The sequence below is a fragment of the Pseudomonas helmanticensis genome (assembly GCF_900182985.1).
GTDB classification, from domain to species: domain Bacteria; phylum Pseudomonadota; class Gammaproteobacteria; order Pseudomonadales; family Pseudomonadaceae; genus Aquipseudomonas; species Aquipseudomonas helmanticensis.
Genome location: NZ_FXUY01000001.1, coordinates 2126253 through 2141757, shown reverse-complemented (window position 1 = coordinate 2141757; position 15505 = coordinate 2126253). Strand labels below are relative to the sequence as shown.

The following is a 15505-nucleotide window of genomic DNA, read 5'->3' as shown; positions in this document are numbered from 1 at the left end:
TCGCGAGCAGGCTCACTCCTACAGAAGATCTGTGGCGCTCAAAGTCCCTTGTAAGAGTGAGCCTGCTCGCGATGGGCGCACCGCCGATTCAGGCAATGTCGCTGTGGGCAAACTCCTCGCCGAGAAAATCAATCAACGTGCGCACTGACGGCAACAACCCGCGCCGCGACGGAAAGATCGCATGCACCACCCCACATTTCGGTGCCCACCCCGGAATCAACTCCACCACCCGCCCGGCGGCAATGTCGTCACGCACAACGACACTTGGCAAATGCGCCACACCCACCCCGGCAATCACCGCCTGACGCAAGGCGATCAAATCATCGGTGACCATTCGCGGCGTATGGCGGATCAGCGCGGTGTTGTCGTTCGGCCCCAACAACTCCCACTGATACTCACGCTGCGCCGCGCCCCAATGCAGGCTTGGTAAACCATTGAGGTCAGCAGGCGAGGGCGGTGACGACAGGCGTTCGACAAACTGCGGGCTGCCGACCACCGATTGCATGCTGTTACCGAGCACCTTCATGACCATGTCGGTGTTTTCCAATGGCGGAAAACGTACCCGCAGAGCAATGTCGAAACCTTCGTGCAGCAGGTCGACGCGACGGTTGGTGCTCTCGATAAACAGTTCCACCAGCGGATACTTGAGCAAATAGCGGGTGAGCATCGGCCCGACCCACGAGTTGAGCAGCGCCGTCGGGCAACTCAGGCGCACCAGCCCTTGCGGCTCGGAGCGATTGCGTTCGATCAGCTCGGCGGCACTCTCGGCTTCGATGCGCATGGCCAGGCAGCGCTGGTAATACGCCTGGCCGATTTCAGTCAGCGAACAATGGCGGCTGGTGCGATGCAGCAGGCGCACGCCGAGGCGCTCTTCCAGCTCGGAAATACGCCGGCTGAGTTTCGATTTGGGCATGTCGAGCGCGCGCCCGGCGGCGGCGAAGCCATGATGTTCGACCACTTGGGTGAAGTAGTAGAGGGTGTTGAGGTCTTCCACCATCGTTCTCCATATAGAACGCTAAGGCTGGTTTTTGCAGTCTAGTGCATTAATGGCTACGGATTTAAGCTTAATCCATCGCATCACTCACCCCCATTGGAGACCACCATGAAAAATATCATCGGTATCTATACCAGCCCGCGCGGCCATTGGGTCGGCGATGGTTTCCCGGTTCGCACGCTGTTTTCCTACGACAACCTCGGCAAACACATCAGCCCGTTCCTGCTGCTCGATCACGCCGGCCCTGCCGATTTCACCCCGACCACCGAACGGCGTGGCGTTGGTCAGCATCCACACCGCGGTTTCGAAACCGTGACTATTGTTTATGAAGGCGAAGTGCAGCACCGCGACTCGACCGGCAGTGGCGGCACCATCGGTCCGGGCGACGTGCAGTGGATGACCGCCGCTTCGGGGATCCTCCATGAGGAGTTTCACTCGGAGAACTTCGCCAGAACCGGCGGCAAACTGGAAATGGTCCAGTTGTGGGTCAACCTGCCGGCCAAGGACAAAATGGCCGCGCCGGGCTACCAGACCATCCTCGACAGCGACATCCCGAGCATCGCGCTCAAGGACAACGCCGGCAGCCTGCGCCTGATCGCCGGTGAGTTCGATGGCCACACCGGGCCGTCGCGCACTTTCACCCCGATTGACGTGTGGGACCTGCGCCTCAACGCCGGCAAGTTGCTGACGCTGGATCTGCACGAAGGGCGCAATACCGCGCTGGTGGTGTTGAAAGGCTCGGTGCAGGTCAACGGTCTGGAGTCGGTACGCGAAGGGCAGTTGGCGCTGTTCGAACGTGACGGCAAGCAACTGACCCTCGAAGCCAGCCAGGATGCCGTGGTGTTGCTGCTCAGCGGCGAGCCAATCGATGAGCCGATCGTCGGTCACGGCCCGTTCGTGATGAACAGCGAGCAGGAAATCCACCAGGCCTTCGCCGACTTCCAGTCCGGCCGCTTCGGCCAGATGCACGCTTAACGCACAACCACTCCGCTCTACACAGGACGCGTAGGCCGGTTCGCAGGCCAGGGATGGCTGTTGCCTATAGAAAAGAGGAAACGCACATGAACACTGTCAATGCAGCGAACTTCGACGGCCAGAAACCGACCATCGATGCCAGCGACGCAGCGATGCTGCTGATCGACCACCAGAGCGGTCTGTTCCAGATCGTCAAGGACATGGACGTGCCACAACTGCGCGCCAATGCCATCGCACTGGCCAAAGCGGCGACGCTGCTGAAGATGCCGGTGATCACCACCGCCTCCGTGCCACAAGGGCCGAACGGGCCGTTGATCCCGGAGATTCACCAAGCCGCGCCGCATGCGCAATACGTGGCGCGCAAAGGCGAAATCAATGCCTGGGACAACCCGGAGTTTCATGCAGCGGTCAAAGCCACTGGCAAGAAAACCCTGGTCATTGCCGGCACGTTGACCAGCGTCTGCCTGGCGTTCCCGTCCATCGCTGCGGTGCATGAAGGCTACAAGGTGTTCGCCGTGGTCGATGCGTCCGGTAATCACTCGAAACTGGCCACTGATCTGACAGTTGCCCGTTTGGCCCAGGCCGGGGTGGTGCCGATCGACATCATGGCTACGCTTTCCGAGCTGCAAGGCTCGTGGAACCGTCCCGATGCCGAACAGTGGGCGGCCGTCTACGCCCAGGCCATGCCGCATTATCAATTGCTGATCGAGAGCTACCTCAAAGCCCAGCAAGTCGCGAACGAACACGAAGTGCTGGATTCGCAGCGCTGATCGAGTCTCCTGGGGCCGATCACCGGTCGGCCTCTATCACCCGCGAGGATTACTGCAATGACCACTCAATACAAACGTCTGGACAAGAACAACGCTGCCGTTCTGCTGGTCGATCACCAGGCCGGCCTGCTGTCGCTGGTGCGCGATATTGACCCGGACAAATTCAAGAACAACGTGCTGGCGCTGGCCGACCTGGCCAAGTACTTCAAGCTGCCGACCATCCTTACCACCAGTTTTGAAACCGGCCCCAATGGCCCGCTGGTGCCGGAGCTCAAGGGACTCTTCCCGGATGCGCCGTACATCGCTCGCCCGGGGCAGATCAACGCCTGGGACAACGAAGATTTCGTCAAGGCGATCAAGGCCACCGGCAAGAAGCAGTTGATCATCGCCGGCGTGGTCACCGAAGTCTGCGTGGCGTTCCCGGCGCTGTCGGCGCTGGAGGAAGGCTTTGATGTGTTCGTGGTTACCGATGCCTCGGGCACGTTCAACGAATTGACTCGCGAATCGGCGTGGAATCGTATGTCCAGCGCTGGCGCGCAACTGATGACCTGGTTCGGCCTGGCGTGCGAGTTGCACCGCGACTGGCGCAACGACATCGAAGGCCTGGGCACGCTGTTCTCCAACCACATCCCGGATTACCGCAACCTGTTCACCAGCTACAACAGCCTGACCAACGACAAATAACCAATTCCCTGTAGGAGCTGCCGCAGGCTGCGATCTTTTGATGTTGTTTTTAAAGATCAAAAGATCGCAGCCTGCGGCAGCTCCTACAGGGGGTGTGGTGATTTGCTCCTACACTGTTCCAATCTGTGCGATCTTCTCGCGATTGGCCCCTGTCGGAGTTGTTTGATGCTGTCTCTGCTGACTGAACATCCGTTGTTTTGCGCGTTGATCCTGATCCTCCTCGATCTGGGGCTGTGGCGCCTGATCAGTTCCCGTGGCAGCGAGTGGAAACTGCTGGTGCGTGTGCTGATTTTCAGCCTGTTCAGCATCCTGTTGTTCAACGAAGGCCTCAACCCGATGGAGCCGGCACCGTGGGCCGACAACGTGCCGTTGCACCTGGCGGCGACCGGGTTGCAGATTGGCTGGTGGCTGTTCGGCGCGCGCACCCTGACGGTATTGATCGGTGCGGTGATGATGCAACGGGTCGGCCACACCGGACGGCTGCTGCAGGATTTGCTCGGCGCGGTAATTTTCCTCATCGCGATCATTGCTGCACTGGCCTATGTGCTCGACCTGCCGGTCAAAGGGGTGCTGGCGACGTCCGGCGCGCTGGCGATCATCGTTGGTCTGGCCTTGCAGAGCACCTTGAGCGACGTGTTTTCCGGGATCGTCCTCAACACCACCAAGCCCTATCAACTGGATGACTGGATTTCCATCGACGGCACCGAAGGCCGGGTCACCGACATCGACTGGCGCGCCACGCGTCTGCAAACCAGCCAGGGCAGCATGGCGGTGATTCCCAACTCGCTGGCGGCCAAGGCCAAGATCATCAACTTCAGTCGGCCGAGCAATATGTTCGGCGTCTCGGTCAGCGTGCAGGTCAGCCCGCACGCCCGGCCCAATTCGGTGATCGATGCGCTGGAGCGGGCGATGCAGGGGTGCCGGCAATTGCTCGACACGCCGGCGCCGAGTGTGGCGCTGAAAAGCTCCGACAGCGGCGGTGCGGAATACGAGATCAGCGGCTTTGTCGCCTCGATGGGCGAAAAACGCGTGGTGCGCAATCAGCTGTTCGACCTGGCTTACCGGCACTTGCAGGCGTCCGGGTTCAATCTGCTGTCGAGCGATGAAAGCGTTGCCCCCACCAACCTGTCGCGGCCGCGCGCGCTGCTCGACAGTTCGCCGATTTTCTCGACGTTGCGGCAGGAAGAGAAAGACACCTTCAGCCAGAACATGACGCTGAAAACCTTTCGCGCCGGCGAGACGATTCTCGAGGCGGGCGAGGTCAGCGATCATTTGTTCATCATCGAATCCGGCGTGGTATCGGTGACCTTGATTCGTCACGGTGCGCCGTTCGAATCCGGGCGTATGGGGCCTGGCGAGGTCATCGGTGAAGCGGGCATTCTTTCCGACTCGTCGGTGCCGGCGACGTTTGCCGCGAAAACCTTCTGTGCGTTGTACCGCATCGAAAAGACCTACCTCAAACCGTGTCTGGATGCGCGTCACGACATCAACGATGCGATGAAGGCCTTGCTCGATTACCGCTTGCACAAGGCCCAGGCCCTGACGGCGGACGTGCCGGCGGTGGTGGCCAAGAAGGGCTTTTTGCAATGGCTGCGCAATCAGGTCTGAATGCTTGCGGGAAGCGGACAAACGGCTGGTCTACTCGTCTTCCGGGAGATTGGCTATTTGTCCGGCGGCGTTGCAGGACTACTTTAGATCCCACATTCACAGCCCCCCGGAATACTGCCATGAAAGCTCGTACCGATTTCTACACCGCTTCCCCGGATGCCCTGAAAGCGATGATCGCTCTGGAAACTGCAGTGTCGAAACTGCCACTGGAAAAGACCCTGGTCGAACTGGTCAAGTTGCGCGCTTCGCAGATCAACGGCTGCGCATTCTGCATCGACATGCACACGGCCGACGCGATCAAGGGCGGTGAAACGCCACGCCGTCTGTTCGCGGTCACCGCATGGCGTGAAGCGCCGTTCTTCAGCGACCGCGAACGCGCCGCGCTGCTGTGGACCGAGTCGCTGACGCAACTGAGCCTGACCCACGCCCCGGATGAAGATTACGAAGTGGTCGCCGCGCAGTTCTCACCAAAAGAAATGGTCGACCTGACCGTCGCGATCAGCACCATCAACAGCTGGAACCGCCTGGCCGTAGGCTTCCGCAAAACCCCACAGGCCTAAAGCAAACACTCACCCCTGTAGGAGCTGCCGCAGGCTGCGATCTGTTGATTTTGTGTTTAAAAGGCAAGATCAAAAGATCGCAGCCTGCGGCAGCTCCTACAGGGGGAATGTGGTGATGTCGGGATCGGGATCAGTGGGCGTCGGCACTCGGCGCGGCCGGTGGTTGTACCTTGCGCATCAAGGGCACCATCGCCGTGGCGATGACGAAGCACACCATGATCATCAGGAAGGTGTCGCCGTAGGTCTGCGTTTGCGCCTCGCGGTAGGTCAGCAGCCATAACTGGTGAAGGCTCGCGGTGACACCGACGTCACCGCTCTGGCCCAGCGCCGCGAGGTTGCCACCGACCTGCGCCAGCCATTGATTCAGCGCCTCATTGCTACTGTTCAAATGTTCGGCCAACCGGGTGAAGTGCAGGTTGGTGCGGTCATTGAGAATGGTCGCGCACGCCGCAATACCGATCGCCCCACCGAGATTGCGCATCAGGTTGAACAGCCCCGAGGCATGCTTGAGCCGCGCCGGTGCCAACCCGCCCAAGGTCAATGTCACCGCCGGCGGCACCGCTAGTTGCTGGGCAATCCCGCGCAACGCCTGCGGCAGCATCAATTGTCCCGCGCCCCAATCATGGGTGATCGGGCTGAACTCCCACATCGACACGGCAAACAGACCCAGACCGACCATCATGATCCAGCGCAAATCCACGCGATTGGCGAGAAAGGCGTACAGCGGAATCGCCATGATCTGGAACACGCCGGTGGAGAAAACCGCCAGACCAATGTCCAGTGCGCTGTAGCCACGCACCCGCCCGAGAAACAACGGCGTCAAGTAAATCGTCGCGAACAACCCAATGCCGGTGACGAACGAGAAGAAGCAGCCGAGGGCGAAGTTGCGATCCTTTAGCGCGCACAGATCAACGATCGGATTGGCCACGTGCAAGGTCCGGCCAATAAACGCCAATCCGGCCAGGCCACTGATCCACGCAGTGGTGAGAATGGTCTGGTCGCTGAACCAGTTCCAGCGCGGGCCTTCTTCAAGGGTGTATTCCAGGCAGCCGAGAAACAGCGCGAGAAACACCATGCTCAGATAGTCCGCGCCCTTGAGCAGCGACAGTTCCGGCTGGTCGATCTTCACCAGCATCGGCACCGCCACGGCGACGAAAATCCCCGGCACCAGGTTGATGTAGAACAGCCAGTGCCACGAGGAAATATCGGTGATCCAGCCGCCGATCACCGGGCCCATGGTCGGCGCTAGGGACGCGACCGCGCCGATGGTCGCCGCCGCGATCACGCGTTGTTTGCCGGTGAAGAAAAAGAACGCCGTGGTGAACACCAGCGGAATCATCGAACCGCCGAGAAAACCTTGCAGCGCGCGGAAGGCGATCATGCTCTGGATGTTCCAGGCGATGCCGCAGAGCAGGCTGGCGAGGGTGAAACCGACCGCCGAGGCGCAGAACAGCCAGCGCGTCGAGAACACCCGCGACAGCCAGCCCGACAAGGGGATCACGATGATTTCGGCAATCAGGTAACTGGTCTGCACCCACGCGGTTTCGTCGGTGCCGGCAGACAGTCCGCCGCCGATATCGCGCAACGAGGCCGAGACGATCTGGATGTCCAGCAACGCGATGAACATGCCGATGCACATGGTTGCGAAGGCGAACACTTTGGTCGCGGTCGCCATGTCCGCCGCGTTGAACGGTTGCGCCGGGGCGGTTAGGCTGGCGGTGCTCATGGCGCAACGGCCACGGCGCTGGTTTCCGGCTGGGCGCGGGTATCGACTTCAGCGGTGACCGACAGGCCCGGACGCAAATGCCCGAGGACGCCGTCAGCCGGATCAAGGAGGATCCGCACCGGTACACGCTGGACGATTTTGGTGAAGTTGCCGGTGGCATTTTCCGGCGGCAGCACACTGAATTGCGAACCGGTGGCAGGCGCGAGGCTGTCGAGGCGACCGTGGAATTCCTGCCCCGACAGCACGTCGGCGCGGATGCTCACGCGTTGTCCGGGCTTCATCCGCGCCAGTTGGTCTTCCTTGAAATTGGCATCGACCCACAAGCCGCTGGCCGGGACTACTGACAGTTGCTGCGAACCGGCCTGCGCGTAGGCGCCCACCCGCGCGCGGCGATTGCCGATCACCCCGTCGACCGGTGCACGCAATTCGGTATAGCCGAGGTTCAACTGCGCCAGATCGCGTTCGGCGCGGGCTTGTTGGAGGGCGGCGCGGGCCTGCTGTTTCTGGGTGTCGATGACGGCGAGTTGGCGTTGCGCGGCGAGCAGTTCGGCCTGGGCGCGGGCGCTCAGGGCTTGCGCGGTCTTGAAGGTGGCGTCGGCGCGTTGCGCGCTTTCCACCGACACCGCGTTGGTGGTCACCAGGCGTTTGTAGCGCGCGTTGTCATCGCGCGAACGCGCAGTTTCTGCACCGGCGGCATCAATGCCGGCGCGGGTCTGGCCGATCACTGCTTGCTGCAGTTGTTCGGTGGCGTCGAGGTTGGCCAGCAGCGCTACTTCGGCGGCGACGGCGCCTTCAGTCTTGGCGAGGTTGGCGCGATAGTCGCGGGCATCGAGGCGTATCAGCACATCGCCGGCCTTGACGTGCTGGTTGTCGCTGACCAGCACTTCATCGATGTAACCGGCGACTTTCGGGCCGATTACCGTTACGTCGCCTCCGATATAGGCATCGTCGGTTTCTTCGAGAAAGCGCCCGGCACCCCACCAATGCACGGCGTATACGGCGGCGAAGATCAGCGCGAGCAAACCCGCACCGGGAATCAGCAGACGTTTAAGCAGAGGCGGCCGGGGCTTGATCGCAACCGCGAGGTCGGCTTCGAGGGTGGGCATGCTGGTCATGGCGTAATACCTGTGAAAGCTGATCGTTATTACGGACGTAATATGACGTGAGTAATATTTTGTAGCAATGCATTTTTGTCGCCGATCGTCAGATTCATGCGTTTAAAAACAGCGCGAGCATTTGTTTAAGAAATGTAAGCGCTGTAGGAAGCGTCTTGCTTTTGTGTAGGAGCCCTCCGACTATCACGGCTATTGATGGGGTGGCATTACGCCAGTTGATTGCAAGGATGTTGCGTGCCGTTTTCGTTTTGCGCTGTTTTTCGTCGTCGTTCCACGCGTTGCCCGCTGTTGTCGGCCTTTGTGTTGAGTGTCTGTGCCTCCTCGATTGAAGCTGCCGAACCTGTCGCGCCGGGCCAGGAAGTGTTGCGCCAGCAACAACAGCAACAGCGCGATCTGCAACAACTGCAACTGGAACAACGCAAGCGTCAGCTGGAGCGTGGCGCGTTCGGGCCGGCGCCAGCGCCCCCAGCGGTCGCGCCAACCGTTACCCCTGATGAACGTTGCTGGCCGTTGAGCGGCACGCGCATCAGTGGCGTCACGTTGATCGACAACGACAAACTCAACGCCCGCATCAAGCCGTTGCTGGCGCCGTGTATGGGCGTCGGGCAGATCAATCATTTGCTCGCGACCATCACCGCGATCTACGTCGAAAAGGGCTACATCGCCAGTCGTCCGTACCTCCTCAGCGCTCCGGCGGCGGGGCAGTCGCTGGATATTCGGGTTGATGAAGGCTACATCGAGTCGATCGAACTGGCCGATCAGAGCCTGCCGGTGTCTCTCGGCGGCGCGTTCCCGAACATGCTCGGCGAACCACTGAACCTGCGCGATCTGGAGCAAGGACTCGATCAACTGAATCGCCTGCGCTCGGTCGACCTCACCGCCGACATCGCCCCCGGCAGCCAGCCTGGTGCCTCGCGAATCATTCTGCGCACACGCAGCGCCGCGCCATCGCGCTGGGCCTTGAACGCCGGTATCGACAACCTCGGCAGCGCCAGCACCGGGCGCGATCGCGACAGCGTCAGCCTGAGCCTCGACAGCCCGCTGGAACTGAATGATTTGTTGAGCCTCAGCGCCAGCGACACGCTCAATCAGGGCGACCGCTACAGCCGCAACGCCAGCCTCTATTACGCAATTCCTTACGGTTACTGGACCTACAGCGCGTTCGCCAGCCATGCCGAATATCGCGCGCCGTTCAAGTTGCCCAGCGTGACCTTTCACAGCCGCGGCATCACCGATCAGGTCAGCCTGCGCGCCGACCGGGTGTTATGGCGCGACCAAAGTCGCCAGCTCAGCGCCAACCTGCAATTGGCGCACAAGGACGTCGACAGCTACCTGGAAAATGTCCGGTTGGGTATTCAGAGCCCGACGCTGACCGTGGCCGAGGCCGGGCTCAATCTGTTCTGGCTCGACCGCGCCGTGTGGAACCTCGACATCAACTACGCCCAGGGTTTGCGCTGGTTCGGTGCCGACGACGATTCGCAACATCAGATCAACAACTTGCCCAAGGCACAGTTTCGCAAGTACCGCGCCGGCCTCAGCCAATGGCGCAATGGTCAGTTCGGCGCGCAGGCGTGGCAGTGGCAGAGCCAGCTCAACGTGCAGTACAGCCCGGACCCGTTGCCGGCCATCGAACAGTTGCTCGGCACCGACGATTCGGCCGTGCGCGGTTATCGCGTCAGCAGTGCGTCGGGCGCCAGCGGTGCGGTCTGGCGCAATACCCTGCGCCTGCCGCTGCGCAGTGAATGGCCGGTGCAGATTACCCCGCGAATCGGCCTCGACAACGGCTGGATCAAAGCCGATCACGGCGCCCAAGGGCAACGCCTCAGTGGCGCCAGCGTCGGTCTGAATCTGGGCTGGAAAAACCTGCAAGTGGACGTCGATTACCAGCGCGCCCTCAACACCCCCGACGGTCTGCAGCACGAGCCGCAAACCTGGCTGATGCGTGTCGGGGTGCAGATATGACCGCGACCTGAATCGATAACGCAGTGAACAAAAACAGCCGTCGGATCTGAGCGCGTCAGCCACGGCCAAGATTAAAACGCGCGACGTGATGCCGTACTCACATGGAGACGTTTTTATGCCAGCACACACCTTTGCATTTCATCTTTCCCCTCGGGGCAAATTGCGCTGGGCGATTGCCAGCCTGTTCCTCGCCGTGCACCTGCCGAACGCGATGGCCGGCGGTGTCGTGGTTGCCCCGGGGCCCGGCGGCACCGCGCAATTGCAAACCCAGGGCGGTGTGCCCATCGTCAACATCGTCGCGCCGAATGGTTCGGGCCTGTCGCACAACCAGTTCCTCGACTACAACGTCGACCGTCAGGGGCTGGTGCTGAACAATGCCTTGCAGGCCGGACAATCGCAGCTCGCCGGACAATTGGCGGCCAACCCGCAACTGCAAGGCCAGGCCGCGCGCGTGATCCTCAACGAAGTGATCAGCCGCAACCCGTCGGCGATCAATGGCGCGCAGGAAATCTTCGGCCGTGCCGCCGATTACGTGCTTGCCAACCCCAACGGCATTTCGGTGAATGGCGGCAGTTTCATCAACACGCCGAACGCCAATCTGGTGGTCGGTCGTCCGGAATTGACCGACGGCAAACTGCAAGCCCTGAGTACCCGTGACGCCAGCGGCCAGTTGCGGATCCAAAGCGGTGGCCTGCGTAATGCGGAGGGCTCGATCAACCTGATCGCCCCGCGTATCGACAGCCAAGGTGCAATCAGCGCTCGCGATCAACTGAACCTCACGGTCGGGCGCAATCAGGTCGATTACGCCAGTGGCCAGGTGAAAACCGTGGACCCGGCGGGCAATACCGCCGACGGTCGCATCGACGCCAGCCTGTTTGGTGCCATGCAGGCCGGACGTATCAACATCGTCAGCACCGCTGAAGGTGCCGGCGTGCGCGTGGGTGCGGTGCAGGTCACCGGGCGCGATGGCGTGCAGATTCGCTCCGCCGGCGACCTCACGGTCAGCGGTGCAGCGGTGGCCAACAGCCTCGACGTCACCCGCGCCGGCATCCGCAGCAGCCAGGGCGATGTCGGCCTGCACAGCGGCAAAGACCTGACCCTGGCCGCCACCGATGTCAGCGGCCGCGACGTGATTGCCGAGGCCAAACGCAACCTGACCCTGACCACCGTTGAAAGCCGCAAGCTTCAGGAAAAGCGCGAAAACTGGAACAACAGCACCATCGGCATCACTTGGGAAACCTACGACCGCACCCAGACCGATAGCGAAACCCGCCAGCATGGCAGCCAGATCGTTGCCAGTCGCGACGCCAAATTGTCGTCCGGCAAAGACACCGAACTGAAAGCCGCCAAAGTCGAAGCTGCAAAAAATCTCAGCGTGCAAAGCGGCGGCGATCTGCGCCTGAGCGCTGCCACCGAAAGCCATACCCAGACCGATCAGGGCAACCATCGCAAGCATCTGTGGAAAGCTGACTGGAACAACAGCAGCGAAGAGCAGCGCAGCGTCACCAGTCAGTTGAAGGCCGGCAATATCGCCCTGCAAACCGCCGCGTTGTTGCGCTCCGAAGGCGCTGAAATGACCAGCACCGGCGACCTGCAACTCGCCGGTAAACAAGTGGAAATCACCACGGCCGCGCGGACCAATCGCAGCAGCGACAATCGTTATTCCGGTGACCTCGTCGGCGGTGGTTTCTTCGGCAAGACCGGCGATGCCGACAAGGGCCAGACCCAGCATCAGGGCAGCAAGGTCAACGCCGCCGGCAAGCTGATCGTCAAGGCTGACGAGGTGCGCATCAGCGGCAGTCAAGTGCGCGGCGGCAGCGACGCCAGTGTGATCAGCGACAAGGGTTCGCTGGTGATCGATGGCGTACAGGACACCACGCACAGCAACAACCACGACAAAGACAGCAAGTTCTTTGGCATCAGCAAAGACGAGTCGCGGCAGAACAGCAAGGACAGCACCACGCTGCGCAGCGAACTGGTGTCCGACAGCAACCTCAAGCTCAAGAGCGCCAAAGACCTCGAAGTGGCAGGCTCGACGGTCAAGGCGGGCGGTGCGCTGACGGCCGACGCGGCGGGGGATGTCAACGTGCATTCCGCGCAGAACACTCACGACAGCAGCGCGACCACTGACACCCGTGGTTTCGATGCCTACGCCAAAGAGCAGACGCCAGAGCAGTATCGTGCCGGCGTTCACTACGAAGACAAACAGCAAACCGTGACCAGCAACGACGTCACCCAGCAAGGCTCCAGCCTCAGCGGCGGCAGCGTGCAGGTGAAGGCGGGCGGTGACGTCACGCTCAAAGGCACGCAGGTGAAATCCACGGCGGGTGACACCACGTTGAGCGGCAAGAACGTTTCGTTGCTGGCCGAACAGGACAGCCACCAAACCAGCTCTGACACCTCCAGCACCGGCGGCGGTTTCTACTACACCGGCGGTCTCGATCGCGCGGGCAGCGGCGTCGATTTCGCCCACAGCAGCGTGCAAGACTCGACCAGCAAAACCACGGCGCAAACCACTCAAGTGCAGAGCAGCGGTGGTCTGCACATCAAAGCCGACAAACTCGCCACCGAAGGCGCGCAACTGGAGGCTGGCAACGGTCTGCAGGTTGTCGCCAACGAAGTCGACAACCGCGCGGCCAGCAACAGCGACAGCAGCACGCACGCCGAGAGCAACTGGTCGGCGGACATCGGCGCCAACGTCGAGTACAAAGACATCGCCCGACCGATTGCCGGTGTCGTCAAGGAGGTCTTGAACGGCAAGGTTCCGGACAAGGATGCGCTGAGCAATCTCGGTCAGCCGAATGTCGGTATCGACGTCGCGGTCGGTCATGGCAGCGCGACTAAAACCGAGCAGACCAGCAACGCCGTGGTCAGCCGTTTTGATGGCGGCAACGTCGCGGTAAAAGTCGCCGGCACATTGCATGACCAAGGCAGCGAGTACAACGCCAGCGCCGGCACAGTGAACATCAGCGCCGACAGACTGGTCGCCGATGCTGCCAGCAACACTCACAGCAGCACCGATAACGCCGTGGATGCCAAGGTCGATGTGCGCGTCTACACCAAGACCGGTGAAGACGTGAATGTCGCCGGCAGCGGCGCGGGTGGCAGCCGCACCTCCAGCAAAGACAGTTCCACTGCGGTGGTCGGCGGTTATGCCGGCAGCCAGGGCGTAAACATCAACACTGCGGGCGATGCGCAATTCGCCGGCAACCGTTTCGACGGCGGTAAGGGTGGCGTGAACATCCACACCGGCGGTGATCTGGCGCTGAATCAGGCCACTGATCGTCAGCACAGCAGCGACAGCAGCGACAGCAGCCTGCGCGGCAATGGCTCGCTGACGGTCGGCACCTTGCCGGGCACCGACGGCACCAACGTTGACCTCGGCGCCGGGTTCCAACTCGATCACACCGGCAAGCAAACCACTGACACTCAAGCGCACGTGGCAAGTTTCAGCGGCAACGGCGTGCAGTTGAGCAGCGGCGGCAATCAGACCCAGCAAGGCACGAAAATCGACAGCACTGGCGCCATCGATTTACACGCCGACGGCAAACTCGATCTGCAAGCGGCCAGCGACACCCACACCGCCACCGGCAGTAATCTCGGCGGTGGCCTGAAGGGCGGTGGTAGCAAAACCAGCAGCGAGAAGAGCAGTGATCAGGGCGCTAACCTGAGCGCCAACTTCAACATCGGTCGAGTCAACGAGAACGCGCAAACCCTGACGGGCGGCCAGCTCAACGCCCAGGGCGCTATCGCCTTGAGCGGCGATTCGGTGCATCTGCAAGGCACGCAAGTCAGTGCGCCAAACGTCAGCATCGACGCGCAGAAGGGCGGCTACGTGCAGGAGTCGGCGCAGTCCACCGATAACCGCAACAACTGGAACGTCGCGCTGAACGCCGGCGGCAACCTGAGCAAAAGCACGCCCACCGCTGCTGACGAAAAGGCCAGCAGCGATCACGGTTTCAATGCCGGGGCCCAGGTCGCTGTCGATTATCAGCAAGGCACCTCGCAGCAGAACAGCCAGATCAAGGCTGACACGGTGCTGTTGAACAGTGCGGGTGACGCACAACTGGCGGGCGCGCGCATCGACGCGAACCATGTCAGCGGCAAGGTCGCCGGTGATCTCACCGTCGAGAGCCGTCAGGACTCGCAAACCCAGGCCAAGGTCGATGTCGATCTGGGCCTGACCGCGAAGAAAACCCCAGCCGATGACAAAGGAAAACTTGCCGGTACCGACTACAAACCGACGCTGAAAGCGCAGGGCGAATACGCACACAAGGACAGCGTTGCGCAGGCTTCCGGCATCAGCGCCAGCCAAGGGGTAAACCTTGCCGTCGGCGGCGCCACGCAATTGACCGGCGCGCGGATCACCTCGTCAGAAGCAAAGGTCGATCTCGGCGCTTCGAAGGTCAGCAGCAGCGACCTGAACAACCGTGACTACGGCGTCAAAGCCGGCCTCGACCTGCCGCACAAAACCGAGGAAAACGCATCGAAGGTCTCCCCTGAGAACGGCAATCTGAAAATCGGTCCAGTTACCCTCAGCGGTCATCTGGACAGCCAGACCCTGCAAGCGGGCATCGACGAAAAAGGCTGATCCCCAGCGCAAAACCCTGTAAGAGCGAGCCTGCTCGCGAAGGCGTCAGTTCAGTCAGCGAAATGCCTGACTGATGTGGCGCTTTTGCGAGCAGGCTTGTTCCTGTTTTTTTTGTGCTCGCTGCAAAACGGCAAGGGGTGTTATTTCCCGTGGCTCCTCGTAACACTCCGATTGATAGGCGCAGCGCAACGCGCCACCGCTAATACCTCACCGCTCTTGAATCAATCGATTGCCGCGATGCTGGCAGAGGTTGTGAAACTGTAGATCTGGCGCTGACGATTGTGCGCAACGATCATGCATTGGTCGAACAGATCAGTGACCATAAACTGCCAAATTCGGCACGTTCTTCACGTGTGGGATCTGATCCAGGGCGAGGGGGCAGTGATGGGGTTGATGAACTGCGGCCAGTAGGACGAGGAAAATATCAAAGCCGCGAAGGCCTGCGTAAATGACCGGGCGCGAGTAAAGTCAGTAAGATGTCGTTAATGCCCAATGGCCACTAGTCGCGCTTCGGGTTTCC

At 61.3% G+C, this 15505-nt stretch carries 10 protein-coding genes; 7 read left to right on the top strand and 3 right to left on the bottom strand.

Annotation, left to right across the window (positions count from 1 at the left end; all coding sequences use genetic code 11):
• Nucleotides 1-88: 88 nt before the first annotated feature.
• Nucleotides 89-997 (bottom strand): LysR substrate-binding domain-containing protein, encoded by a 909-nt coding sequence (locus QOL84_RS09560; RefSeq protein WP_283437047.1) that lies wholly within the window; start codon nt 995-997, stop codon nt 89-91.
• Nucleotides 998-1102: 105 nt separating this feature from the next.
• Here QOL84_RS09560 and QOL84_RS09555 point away from each other — a divergent pair, with 105 nt between their 5' ends.
• The 5 genes from QOL84_RS09555 to QOL84_RS09535 all read left to right on the top strand — a co-directional run bounded on the left by QOL84_RS09555 (nt 1103) and on the right by QOL84_RS09535 (nt 5591).
• Entirely contained in the window at nt 1103-1969 is an 867-nt protein-coding gene (locus tag QOL84_RS09555; protein WP_283437046.1) for a pirin family protein, read from the top strand.
• 86 nt (nt 1970-2055) lie between these two features.
• Entirely contained in the window at nt 2056-2739 is a 684-nt protein-coding gene (locus QOL84_RS09550; protein ID WP_283437045.1) for an isochorismatase family protein, read from the top strand.
• Nucleotides 2740-2796: 57 nt separating this feature from the next.
• Nucleotides 2797-3423 carry an isochorismate family cysteine hydrolase YcaC gene (gene ycaC, locus QOL84_RS09545; protein WP_283437044.1) on the top strand — a complete coding sequence of 209 codons (627 nt, stop codon included), beginning with the start codon at nt 2797-2799 and terminating at the stop codon, nt 3421-3423.
• 165 nt (nt 3424-3588) lie between these two features.
• On the top strand, nt 3589-5031 hold the full coding sequence (locus tag QOL84_RS09540) for a mechanosensitive ion channel family protein (RefSeq protein ID WP_129391718.1): 1443 nt from the start codon (nt 3589-3591) through the stop codon (nt 5029-5031).
• Nucleotides 5032-5150: 119 nt separating this feature from the next.
• The gene (locus QOL84_RS09535; RefSeq protein WP_129391721.1) at nt 5151-5591 is read left to right on the top strand and encodes a carboxymuconolactone decarboxylase family protein; all 441 of its coding nucleotides are present in this window, start codon (nt 5151-5153) and stop codon (nt 5589-5591) included.
• Between the two features lie 130 nt (nt 5592-5721).
• Here QOL84_RS09535 and QOL84_RS09530 read toward each other — a convergent pair whose 3' ends face one another.
• Together QOL84_RS09530 and QOL84_RS09525 are read right to left on the bottom strand one after the other, a co-directional pair.
• Nucleotides 5722-7317 (bottom strand): DHA2 family efflux MFS transporter permease subunit, encoded by a 1596-nt coding sequence (locus tag QOL84_RS09530; protein ID WP_283437043.1) that lies wholly within the window; start codon nt 7315-7317, stop codon nt 5722-5724.
• Nucleotides 7314-8432, bottom strand: coding sequence for an HlyD family secretion protein (locus QOL84_RS09525; protein ID WP_283437042.1), 1119 nt, complete (start codon nt 8430-8432; stop codon nt 7314-7316). Before QOL84_RS09525 ends, QOL84_RS09530 begins: the two co-directional genes overlap by 4 nt.
• A 234-nt stretch (nt 8433-8666) precedes the next feature.
• Here QOL84_RS09525 and QOL84_RS09520 point away from each other — a divergent pair, with 234 nt between their 5' ends.
• Complete coding sequence (locus QOL84_RS09520) at nt 8667-10394, top strand: ShlB/FhaC/HecB family hemolysin secretion/activation protein (RefSeq protein ID WP_283437041.1); 1728 nt, start codon at nt 8667-8669, stop codon at nt 10392-10394.
• 115 nt (nt 10395-10509) lie between these two features.
• Entirely contained in the window at nt 10510-14985 is a 4476-nt protein-coding gene (locus tag QOL84_RS09515) for a hemagglutinin repeat-containing protein (RefSeq protein WP_283437040.1), read from the top strand.
• Nucleotides 14986-15505: the final 520 nt, after the last annotated feature.

Bases quoted from the DNA above. Each gene is read 5' to 3' on its own strand.
- QOL84_RS09560 (WP_283437047.1), bottom strand. From the start codon at position 997: ATGGTGGAAGACCTCAACACCCTCTACTACTTCACCCAAGTGGTCGAA.
- QOL84_RS09555 (WP_283437046.1), top strand. From the start codon at position 1,103: ATGAAAAATATCATCGGTATCTATACCAGCCCGCGCGGCCATTGGGTC.
- QOL84_RS09550 (WP_283437045.1), top strand. From the start codon at position 2,056: ATGAACACTGTCAATGCAGCGAACTTCGACGGCCAGAAACCGACCATC.
- ycaC (WP_283437044.1), top strand. From the start codon at position 2,797: ATGACCACTCAATACAAACGTCTGGACAAGAACAACGCTGCCGTTCTG.
- QOL84_RS09540 (WP_129391718.1), top strand. From the start codon at position 3,589: ATGCTGTCTCTGCTGACTGAACATCCGTTGTTTTGCGCGTTGATCCTG.
- QOL84_RS09535 (WP_129391721.1), top strand. From the start codon at position 5,151: ATGAAAGCTCGTACCGATTTCTACACCGCTTCCCCGGATGCCCTGAAA.
- QOL84_RS09530 (WP_283437043.1), bottom strand. From the start codon at position 7,317: ATGAGCACCGCCAGCCTAACCGCCCCGGCGCAACCGTTCAACGCGGCG.
- QOL84_RS09525 (WP_283437042.1), bottom strand. From the start codon at position 8,432: ATGACCAGCATGCCCACCCTCGAAGCCGACCTCGCGGTTGCGATCAAG.
- QOL84_RS09515 (WP_283437040.1), top strand. From the start codon at position 10,510: ATGCCAGCACACACCTTTGCATTTCATCTTTCCCCTCGGGGCAAATTG.